We start from the raw sequence: 9,876 nt of genomic DNA, 5'->3' as shown, positions 1-9,876 counted from the left end.
TTCCAGGCTCCGCCGGTACAGCAGGATGCCTGCGCTGCGAACTGTCATACGCCCTCCACATCCCTAGGCTATAGAGATTGCCGGTTCTTGTCCTGCGTGCAGACCGGGCTCATAACTCGCCGAGCACCTCGAAACGCGCGCGCACGAGGCGCTGGGTGAGATCGTCCAGCACCCACTGGGCCTCGTCCTCCGAGGTCTCGGGCAGCAGGATCGCGAAGCGCCAACGGTCGAACCGGCCGACAATGTCCAGGGGCCGCAACCAGCGCGCGGTAATGTCGGCGAAGCGCGCGCGCAACGGCGTCCGTGACACGATTCCCGAGGCGGCTGTGGACGGCCCTGAGCTCGTTGAGTTCAACGAGCTCAAGGACGCCTGGGCGGCCGCTACGGGTCGCGCGCGCGACCTCCCGGTGCAGCTCGTCGCGAAGAACGTGGGCGCTCAGCACCAGTGCGGGGATCGTTGTCAAGACGTTCCTTGGGGACCGCGCGCGTGGCGAGCTTCGCGTGGACGCACGCGGCCAACTCCTCGGGGCGCAGGGGCTTGGTGACGTAGTCGTATGTCCCGAGCTTCAGGACGGCGCGGATGTCGCCGGGTGTGCGCCACTCAATGAGGAAAACGAGCGGTATAGTTCGCGTCCGGCGGTTCTCACGCAGGCGCTCGACGAGCGAGAATCCATCAATGTCCGGCAGCATCGCGTCGCTGACGGTGAGATCCGGGACCGCCTGGGCGACGAGCTCCAGCGGCTGCGCCGCGTCACGAGCATGCGACACCTCGATGCCTGTTTGCTGCAGCGTCGCCTTCGCCACAGCAAGAATCTGCTCGTCATCATCGACAACGAGCACACGGCCGCGAACGGGCGGGCGGCCGGCAGGTAGCACCGGGTCGACCTCTCCCATCAGTCTCGATTATCCCATCACCGCAGTCCGACGCAGCGCTAACAGCCCTGTCTGACGATGGAGGCTTCTGTTTCGGTGATGTGCACCAAAGTCGAGGTCACGTTGTTATCGTCGTTCTTCTCGATAAGGGAACCATTGGGATCAGCCTCTGCCTCAAGGCAGAAATTTCCGGGCAGTTCCAAATCCTTGAGCTCGATGTACTGACCCTCGAGGTACCAGTTGTAGGAGTCCACCCACCCTTCGGTCATCCCTTGAACCAGCTCGGTGAGCTCGTCTTCCTCGTCTTCTCCGCAGTAGTAGTCCTCGTCGCTGTATCTGGATCGGTTATCGCGCAGGCCGCCGTCATCAACCAGGCACCAACCTTCCTTGCGAGAGCCCCGCCACTCCTCACTGCCCTCCGGTCGCATCCGATAACGCTGGAACTCCTGCAGGTGGAAGTGATCGTGCCTGTCTACGGTCTCGTACCGCATGATGGCGTCGGTTTCCACCGACCTCCAATCACCATTTGCCTGCAGGATGTCTTGAGAAACCTGCAGATCAGGCTCCTCCGTACTGGACCGGGTACCGGTCACCTGCATCGGTCCGTCGCCGTCGTTCAAGACATCGGCGGTGAAGCGAAGTACTTTCTCCCCTCGGTCATAGCCGATGTGGATCGACTGCAACGGCAGCATCACCAAGTCAGGAAGGAGGTCACCCGCAGCATCTGAAGACGCCGACGATGCTCCCACGTCCGTCGGCGGGGAAGTTCCTGCAGGGCTCAAGGCCGCATCGCCCTGCGGAACACACGAAGAAACCGCGATCGAAACGACCGCAGCACCGCAAAAACGCCAGTAATAAGTAGACATAGCTACTGCTCACCGCCAACGGCGGACTTGATACGCGGGTAAACATCCGGGAACTGCAGAGTCACGTCTTCCTCCTGATTATGGTGGTGGAGTTCGGCCTTGATGTAGTCCCTGAGTGCATCCGCGGCCGCAGCGTCGATGTGTATAGCATCGCGGAGGTCAACAGTAACGGCGAGCCCGTTCACCAAGGCGCGTGTACGCCGGACGATCGGGAGTAAAGCGCGGAAACTCTGAACGGTCAAGCAGCCTTTGACGGCAACCAAGGCTGAGCGGTTATCAATGTCCAGGCGAACAAGCATACGAAGCTTGTGATTCATCGGGGAACCTCCACCACGCGCGAAGATTATAGGCCCTCTGCTCAAGCTTGGTGTGATCTTAGCAACACGGGGCGGGCCGATCAATGGACCGGCGTTCGTCCGCTCAGCGGACGCAAGTGCCTTGAGACCGGATGCCCTACGCTGTCGAGGATCCGGTGAAGGAAAATGAAGACGATCGGCCAGAAAAGAAACTGGATCCATCAGCTTACGCAGCTGGATCCGGTCCGGCCTTCTGCCGAGCCTGCACAGCCTGCTGGTACAGGGCGGCAAGCCTTACCCACGACTGAGGCGGTATGCCACTGGCATAGGTCTCGAGGAACTCCCACGGGGTCAAGCCCAGCTGGGCACGTTCCAACTTCAGATCGCAGTGCCTGTACCGGGAATCCGACTGGCGGATGCAGTACAAGAGCTCCCGCGGCCGGATACCACCCGGCTCGATCACCGGCAGCAGTCCAAGCAGCTGAGCCGGATACCACTGCCGCCACGCGGCGAGAATCGTACCGGCCTAGTCCCGCCACCAGCGGTCAGCTGCACCCACCTCGTCGTAGAGGTCTCGGCTATCGGCGTCGATGGGCGTCGGCAGGCTCAGTCAGACCCGGATGCTTGCTTCTCCGCGGGGCAACCCCAAGGCGGACGGAAGGCACTTCACACGGGGGCCAAGGTACACGTCTTTTGAAACGTACGCCGTCGAGCACGCTGTTCGCATGAACCCAAGCATCCAAAGCGGTGAGACGCAGCGCTCCGTCCGGGGCTATCCTCTCTGGCATGGAACCACCGTGGGATCCTGGGCTGCCGGGAGTGCTGCGGCTGCCGTCCGGGCGACTGCTGCGCGGTCGCGCGCTGCGTGGTCCGCTGCCGCCGGGTCTCGCGCCGGATTTCGCCCTGTACTTGAAGCACCGGCCGCCGGCGTCCACCGTGTGGGAGCAACGGTGGGTGCGATGGCGTGATCTCCGGCTGCCGGAAGACCTGTCCGATGCCGAGGCAGCATTTCGCGAAGCGTGGCGACGCGCCGGGGACGAACGGGTGGAGGTTGCCTGCTACGGAGGCCGGGGGCGAACCGGCACGGCCTTGGCCTGCATCGCGATCCTGGACGGCATTCCGCCTGCCGAGGCCGTCGGCTATATCCGGGAGCACTACCGCCCCGGCGCCGTTGAAACCCCGTGGCAACGACGCTTCGTACGCCGGTTCCCCGGACGCTCGTAGCAGGCTGCGCGGGCTGCGCCTCTTATGCCACGACGCTGCGGTAGACGCCCAAGGTCTTCTCGGCGATGGAGTCCCAGGAGAAGTGTTCCTCGGCGCGCCGGCGGCCCGCCTCGCCCTGGCGGCGGGCGGCGGCAGGGTCATCCAGCGTCTTGGTGAGCGCGGCGGCGAAATCGCGGACGAACTGTTCCTCATCCAGCGGGGTTCCCGTCCCGTCGGTCGCTTGGGCTAGGGGCACCAGTGTGCCCGTGACGCCGTCGTCGACGACCTCCGGGATGCCACCGGTGGCGCTGGCCACAACCGGGGCGCCGCAGGCCATGGCCTCAAGGTTCACGATGCCCAGCGGTTCGTAGATCGACGGGCACGCGAAGACGGTTGCATGGCTGAGCACCTGGATCAGTTCGGCCCGCGGGAGCATCCGCTCGATCACCACGACGCCGTCGCGGGTCCCGCGCAGCCCGGCCACCAGGGCATTCACCGCGGCCGCCAGTTCCGGTGTGTCGGCGGCCCCGGCACACAGCACCAGCTGTACTTCCGGCGGCAGCAACGCCGCAGCGCGCAGCAGGTACGGCACACCCTTCTGCCGGGTTATCCGCCCCACGAAGACCACGCTGGGCCGGTCCGGGTCGATCCCCAAGGCGCGCACCGCGTCGTCGCCCAGATCCGGTTTCCATTCCTGCACGTCCACGCCGTTGTGGACCACGTGCACCCGGTCCGGATCCACGTCGGGGTAGCTGCGCAGAATGTCCCTGCGCATCCCGGCGGACACAGCAACGACGGCGGCGGCCGCCTCGTAGGCGGTGCGCTCTGCCCAGGACGAGAGCCTGTAGCCTCCGCCCAGCTGCTCGGCCTTCCACGGCCGCAACGGCTCCAGCGAATGCGCACTCAGCACGTGCGGAACATCGTGCAGCAGCGACCCCAAATGCCCGGCCATGTTGGCGTACCAGGTATGGGAATGGATGAGGTCCGCTCCGGCGAAGCCACCGAGCATCTCAAGGTCGACGCCCAGGGTCTGCACCGCGGCATTGGCTTCCCGCAATCCGGCCGGAACCCCGTAGCTGCGCACCGTAGCGCCATGGAAATCCGACGGCCGCCCGGCACCGAAGGCATGCACGTGCAGGTCCACCCTGCCGGCCAGCACCCGGCTGAGCTCGGCCACGTGGACGCCGGCCCCGCCATAGATCTCCGGCGGGAATTCTTTTGTCACAATGTCTACACGCACGACACCTAACGTAGTGCACGCCCGACCCTTCCTCTACTGTGTGTGGACAAGGGGGACGTCATATGTCGGTCCGGCAATGGACCGCGGATGCGATTGGATAGACGATGCCACAGAAGAAGGTCCTGGCCGTTGTACTCGCCGGCGGCGAGGGAAAGCGCCTGATGCCGCTCACCGCCGACCGGGCCAAGCCGGCCGTGCCGTTTGCCGGCAGCTACCGGCTGATCGATTTCGCGTTGTCGAATCTGGTCAACTCCGGGTACCGGGAGATCGTGGTGCTGACGCAGTACAAATCGCACAGCCTGGACCGGCACATTTCCGAAACCTGGCGAATGGCCTCGCAGTTGGGCAACTATGTGGCTTCGGTACCGGCGCAGCAACGGCGCGGCAAGAGCTGGTTCCTGGGCAGCGCCAATGCCATCTACCAGTCCCTGAACCTGATCCACGACGCCCGGCCGGACATCGTGGTGGTGGTCGGCGCGGACCACGTCTACCGGATGGACTTCTCCCAGATGGTGGAGGAGCACATAGCGTCCGGCGCGGTAGCCAGTGTGGCCGCGGTGCGCCAGCCGCTCGCGCTGGCCAATCAGTTCGGCGTGATCGAGTCCGAACCCGATGCCCCCACCAAAATCCGCGCCTTCGTGGAGAAGCCGGCGACGACTCCCGGCCTGGCGGATGACCCGCACAGTTTCCTGGCGTCCATGGGAAACTACGTCTTCAACACGGACTCACTGCTGCAGGCGCTGGAAGCCGACGCCGAGCGGCTGGACACCAACCACGACATGGGCGGCGACATCATCCCCTACTTCGTGGAACGCGGCGAAGCGGCCGTCTACGATTTCACCGCGAACGACATTCCCGGCTCCACCGGGGCGGACCAGCAGTATTGGCGCGACGTGGGCACACTGGATTCCTACTACGAAGCCCACATGGACCTGATCAGCCCGCTGCCGGCCTTCAACCTCTACAACCTGCGGTGGCCGATCTACACGCGCCAGTCGGTGTCTCCCCCGGCCAAGCTGGTCCGCGGAGTCAGCGGCACCGCCGGCACGGCGCACGATTCCCTCCTGTCCCAGGGCGTGGTGGTTTCAGGGGCAGAAGTCACCGAGTCCGTGCTCTCCTCCGACGTCTTCGTCGCCGAAGGCGCCCAAATCCACGGAAGCGTGCTGTTGGACAAGGTGACGGTGGGCGAGGGAGCCGTAGTCCGGAGGGCGATCGTGGACAAGAATGTCCGCATTCCCGCCGGGGCCACCATCGGCGTCGACCCGGAACTGGACCGCGCGCGGGGCTTCACGGTGACCGAGTCCGGGCTGACCGTCCTGAGCAAGGACCAGAACGTCCTCCTCGACCCCACGGCGAGCGCCCAGCACAAGGCAGCCTCTTTGTAGCAGCGCACACAATGTTGGCGCTTTGTGGTGTACGCGCGCCCTCTCCTGCGGCCACGGCACCCACTGCGCTCGATCGGCGAACCGCAGGCGGTACTGTAGCGAAGTGCCTCACCCTCAGTCACCGGAGCCCCGCCCTGCCCGCAACGGACAGCCGCAGGAGCAGCACGGTCCCGGAACGCGCGCCACGCCCTGGCTGCGCCGTGTCGGACCGGGGCTGCTCCTTGCGGCGGTCGCGGTAGTTGCCGCCCACGGCCTGCACTGGCTGGCGCCGGCTGTCCCGGTGATGAGTTTCGCCGTCGTCCTGGGCATCCTCGCGGCGAACCTGCCGCCCACTGCCGCGTGGTCGGGTGGGCCGGCGCATCCCGGGTTGGCCTTCTGCGGGCGGACGTTGATGCGGGCCGGGATTGTGCTGCTGGGTGCGCGGCTGGCGCTCTCGGACCTGGCCGAGCTGGGCTGGTTCGCGCTGGTGCTGGTGGTGCTGGTGCTGCTGCTGGCGTTCGGCGGAACCTACCTGCTGGCGCGCTGGCACCGTTTGCCCGGCGACCAGCCCGTGCTGCTGGCCGCCGGGTTCTCGATATGCGGGGCCTCGGCCATCGGTGCGGTTGCCGCGGCCCGGGGCAGCCGGGGCCAGGACACGCTGATGCCCGTCGCCCTGGTGACGCTGTGCGGCACCCTGGCCATCGGCGTACTGCCGGCCGTCATGGCGGTCACCGGCATGACCCCGGAAGTGTTCGGCTTTTGGGCCGGGGCCTCCGTGCACGACGTCGGACAGGTGGTCGCCACCGCCCAGAGCGCCGGCACAGCGGCCCTGACCATCGCCGTCGTCGTCAAACTCGCCCGCGTGGTGATGCTGGCACCCGTCACGGCCGCCGCGGCCTTGCACAGCCGGCGGAGGGCGAAGGCGGGAGCCGTCCACGCGGACGGGACCGGCACGCTAGGCAAGCAGCCGCCGGTAGTGCCGCTCTTCGTCCTCGGTTTCCTCACCCTCCTCTTGCTGCGCAGCACGGGATGGTTGCCGCAGCCGGTTCTGGATGGCATGGCGTTCGTGCAGGAACTCCTGCTGGCCGCAGCACTGTTCGGGCTGGGCTCGGCCGTCCGCCTGCGGGAACTGCTCCGCTCCTCGCTGCCGGCCATCTCCACGGCCCTGCTCTCCTGGCTGCTGATCGCCGGACTGGGGATCGGTGCGGCCTGGCTGGCGATGGGCGGACGCTGAAGGTGCCGCGACGGGACCCGCGCATGGTTAAATGGGCCGGGTGACGAACCAGAACCTCGGACGCGACGAAGCGGCCGCACGGTCAAGCATCCTGCAGGTGGACAGCTATGAGGTCTCGCTGGACCTGCGCAACGCCGAGGATCCCGACGCGCCGGGTTTCGTCTCCAGCACCGTCATCACGTTCAGCTGCAGCGAACCGGGCGCAACGGTGTTTGCCGACTTCATCCACGGCGGTGTCCACTCCGTCACGCTCAACGGCCGGCACCTGGACCTGGACGACGTGGTGGACGGTTCCCGGATCACGCTGCCCGGCCTCGAAGCCGAGAACCAGGCCACGATCACGGGCACCGCGCTGTACAGCAGCAGCGGCGAAGGGCTCCACCGGTTCGTCGATCCGGTGGACGCCAGAACGTACCTCTACACCCAGTACGAACCGGCCGACGCGCGCCGTGTGTTCGCCAACTTCGAGCAGCCGGACCTGAAGGCCAGCTTCAGCTTCCATGTTGCCGCCCCCGAACACTGGCTGGTGGCCTCGAACGCCGCGGTGGCCGCGATCGAGCCGATGGGCTCCACCCCCGGCTACTCCGTCCGCCGCTTCGAGCCGACGCCGCGCATCTCCACCTACATCACCACCGTCCTGGCCGGGCCCTACCACGCGGCCACGGACAACTGGGAGGGCACCCTGCCCGACGGCGGACGACTGCGTGTGCCGCTCGGCGCCTACTGCCGAGCCTCGCTCGCGGACTCCTTCGATCCGGAACACATCTTCGCCGTCACCAAGGCCGGCCTTGATTTCTTCCACGAACTCTTCGACTACCCCTACCCGTTCGGCAAGTACGAGCAGGCGTTCGTGCCCGAATACAACCTTGGCGCCATGGAAAACCCCGGTCTGGTCACCTTCACCGAGGCCTACGTGTTCTCCTCCCGGGCCACCGACGCGCAGTACCAGGCCCGCGCCAACACCATCCTGCACGAAATGGCGCACATGTGGTTCGGCGACCTGGTCACCATGAAGTGGTGGGACGACCTCTGGCTGAAGGAATCCTTCGCCGACTACATGGGGTCCCTGGCTTCCGCCGAGGCCACGCAATGGACCAACGCCTGGATCACTTTCGCCAACCGGCGCAAGGGCTGGGCGTACGTGCAGGACCAGCTGCCCACCACCCACCCTATCGTCGCCGACATCCCGGACCTGGAAGCCGCCAAGCAGAACTTCGACGGCATCACCTATGCCAAGGGCGCCTCGGTGCTCAAACAACTGGTGGCCTATGCCGGTTTCGACTCCTTCGTCGGCGCCTCCCGCCGGTATTTCCGCGAACATGCCTACGGCAATACGTCGCTGGGCGATTTCCTCACCGCCCTCAGTGCTGCCTCCGGCCGGGACATGGAGCAGTGGGCGCGGCAGTGGCTGCAGACCGCAGGCATCTCCACCCTGGGCGTGGACCTCGAGTACGACGGCGGTGCGATCGCCTCCGCGGCCATCGTCCAGGAGGCCGTGGATCCGGTGACGCACGAGCCGTCCTTCCGGCCGCACCGGTTGCGGCTGGGTTTGTACAACCCGGACGCCTCCGGCCGGTTGGTCCGTACGGACCAGCTGGAGCTGGATGCGGCAGGCCCACGGACCGAGCTTCCGGCACTGGCGGGCCGGGACGTTCCCGCCCTGCTGCTGCTCAACGATGAGGACTTGAGCTACGCCAAGGTCGTCTTCGACGCCCGCTCCCTGGAAACGGTGCTTTCCTCCCTGGACAAGGTCACCGATCCGCTGGCCCGCGCCCTGTGCTGGTCGACCCTCTGGGACATGACCCGCGACGGGCGCCTCCCCGCCGCCGACTATGTGGAGGCTGTGCAGCGCTTCGCGCCGGCAGAAACCGAGAACAGCGTGCTGCAGGTGGTCCTTGACTGCGCGAAGACCGCGATGGACCGCTACGCGCCGTCGGCCATCCGGGCAGGCCTCCGGACAGGCTTTTTGGCTGCCGCCCGCCGCCAGGTGGAAGCAGCGGAGCCGGGCAGCGACCGGCAGCTGACCTGGGCACGGTCGCTGGCGGCTGTCGCACGCGCCGCTGACGGCCCGGCGCCGTTCCTGCGCGGCCTGCTGGACAAGACCACTGTGCTGGAGGGGCTGAAGCTGGACACTGATCTGCGCTGGCGCTTCTGGCAGGCGCTGGCGGCCACCGGCAACGCTTCGGCGGCGGAACTGGATGCGGCCCTGGAAGCCGACCGCAATGCCGCTGCGCGCGCCGGCCACCTGGCAGCCATGACGGCACGGCCCGATCCGGAGGTGAAGGCCCAAGCCTGGCACACCGCGGTGCATACCGATTCGCTGTCCAACGAGCTGCTGGACGCCACCATCGATGGTTTCTGCCAGGGCCCACGTGAACTTCACGCCGGGTACGCGGAACCGTACTTTGAGGAACTCGATCGAATCTGGTCGGTGAAGAGCATCGAGATAGCGGGCAGGCTGGTCCGGGGGCTCTACCCCATCGCGCAGGTGCTGGGCTCCGGACAGGCGCCGGCGGATCACCCCGTCGTCGTACGCACCGATGCCTGGCTGGCCAACCACGCCGAGGCGCCGGCGGCGCTGCGCCGCATCGTGATTGAACAGCGCGACCATCTGCTGCGGGCACTCCGCGCGCAACAGGCCAGCGCCAGCGGCTGAGTGTTCGGCGCCCGAGCGGGCGACGGCGGACGAGCGGCTGAAGGCGAATCGGCGGACGTTGGCGGACCGATAGCCGCTGTACGGTTCTCTGCGCCGCCGCCTTGGAATAGGCTGTCGTCTTCCAAGGACCCGGACCGCCCCGGA

Annotated in this window: 9 protein-coding genes; 4 read left to right on the top strand and 5 right to left on the bottom strand. The window is 66.7% G+C overall.

The window, feature by feature from the left end; translation table 11 throughout:
- Positions 1–109: 109 nt before the first annotated feature.
- The 4 genes from AC5RVS_RS15865 to AC5RVS_RS15850 form a co-directional block, all read right to left on the bottom strand.
- A complete protein-coding gene (locus AC5RVS_RS15865; RefSeq protein ID WP_494108849.1) occupies positions 110–310 on the bottom strand; it encodes a nucleotidyl cyclase domain-containing protein in 201 nt (66 codons plus the stop codon).
- Positions 311–381: 71 nt separating this feature from the next.
- On the bottom strand, positions 382–894 hold the full coding sequence (locus AC5RVS_RS15860) for a response regulator (RefSeq protein ID WP_494108848.1): 513 nt from the start codon (positions 892–894) through the stop codon (positions 382–384).
- A 38-nt stretch (positions 895–932) separates the two neighbouring features.
- The gene (locus AC5RVS_RS15855; RefSeq protein WP_494108847.1) at positions 933–1,739 is read right to left on the bottom strand and encodes a lysyl oxidase family protein; all 807 of its coding nucleotides are present in this window, start codon (positions 1,737–1,739) and stop codon (positions 933–935) included.
- 2 nt (positions 1,740–1,741) lie between these two features.
- Positions 1,742–2,056 carry a hypothetical protein gene (locus AC5RVS_RS15850; RefSeq protein ID WP_494108846.1) on the bottom strand — a complete coding sequence of 105 codons (315 nt, stop codon included), beginning with the start codon at positions 2,054–2,056 and terminating at the stop codon, positions 1,742–1,744.
- 765 nt (positions 2,057–2,821) lie between these two features.
- Between AC5RVS_RS15850 and AC5RVS_RS15845 the strand changes: the two genes are divergently transcribed.
- Positions 2,822–3,259, top strand: a complete 438-nt coding sequence (locus tag AC5RVS_RS15845) for a protein-tyrosine phosphatase family protein (protein ID WP_494108845.1) — start codon at positions 2,822–2,824, stop codon at positions 3,257–3,259.
- Positions 3,260–3,281: 22 nt separating this feature from the next.
- Here the strand turns inward: AC5RVS_RS15845 and glgA are convergent, their stop codons facing one another.
- Positions 3,282–4,478 carry a glycogen synthase gene (gene glgA / locus AC5RVS_RS15840; protein ID WP_494108844.1) on the bottom strand — a complete coding sequence of 399 codons (1,197 nt, stop codon included), beginning with the start codon at positions 4,476–4,478 and terminating at the stop codon, positions 3,282–3,284.
- 104 nt (positions 4,479–4,582) lie between these two features.
- Between glgA and glgC the strand changes: the two genes are divergently transcribed.
- The 3 genes from glgC (at position 4,583) to pepN (ending at position 9,732) form a co-directional block, all read left to right on the top strand.
- Positions 4,583–5,863, top strand: a complete 1,281-nt coding sequence (gene glgC, locus AC5RVS_RS15835) for a glucose-1-phosphate adenylyltransferase (RefSeq protein WP_494108843.1) — start codon at positions 4,583–4,585, stop codon at positions 5,861–5,863.
- 193 nt (positions 5,864–6,056) lie between these two features.
- Complete coding sequence (locus AC5RVS_RS15830; RefSeq protein ID WP_494108860.1) at positions 6,057–7,076, top strand: YeiH family protein; 1,020 nt, start codon at positions 6,057–6,059, stop codon at positions 7,074–7,076.
- A gap of 40 nt (positions 7,077–7,116) precedes the next feature.
- Positions 7,117–9,732 (top strand): aminopeptidase N, encoded by a 2,616-nt coding sequence (gene pepN / locus AC5RVS_RS15825; RefSeq protein WP_494108842.1) that lies wholly within the window; start codon positions 7,117–7,119, stop codon positions 9,730–9,732.
- Positions 9,733–9,876: the final 144 nt, after the last annotated feature.

The sequence above is a fragment of the Arthrobacter sp. Y3221048 genome (assembly GCF_059092685.1).
This window is presented reverse-complemented; position numbering and strand designations above follow the sequence as displayed.

Bases quoted from the DNA above. Each gene is read 5' to 3' on its own strand.
- glgC (WP_494108843.1), top strand. From the start codon at position 4,583: ATGCCACAGAAGAAGGTCCTGGCCGTTGTACTCGCCGGCGGCGAGGGA.
- AC5RVS_RS15845 (WP_494108845.1), top strand. From the start codon at position 2,822: ATGGAACCACCGTGGGATCCTGGGCTGCCGGGAGTGCTGCGGCTGCCG.
- AC5RVS_RS15850 (WP_494108846.1), bottom strand. From the start codon at position 2,056: ATGAATCACAAGCTTCGTATGCTTGTTCGCCTGGACATTGATAACCGC.
- AC5RVS_RS15855 (WP_494108847.1), bottom strand. From the start codon at position 1,739: ATGTCTACTTATTACTGGCGTTTTTGCGGTGCTGCGGTCGTTTCGATC.
- AC5RVS_RS15860 (WP_494108848.1), bottom strand. From the start codon at position 894: ATGGGAGAGGTCGACCCGGTGCTACCTGCCGGCCGCCCGCCCGTTCGC.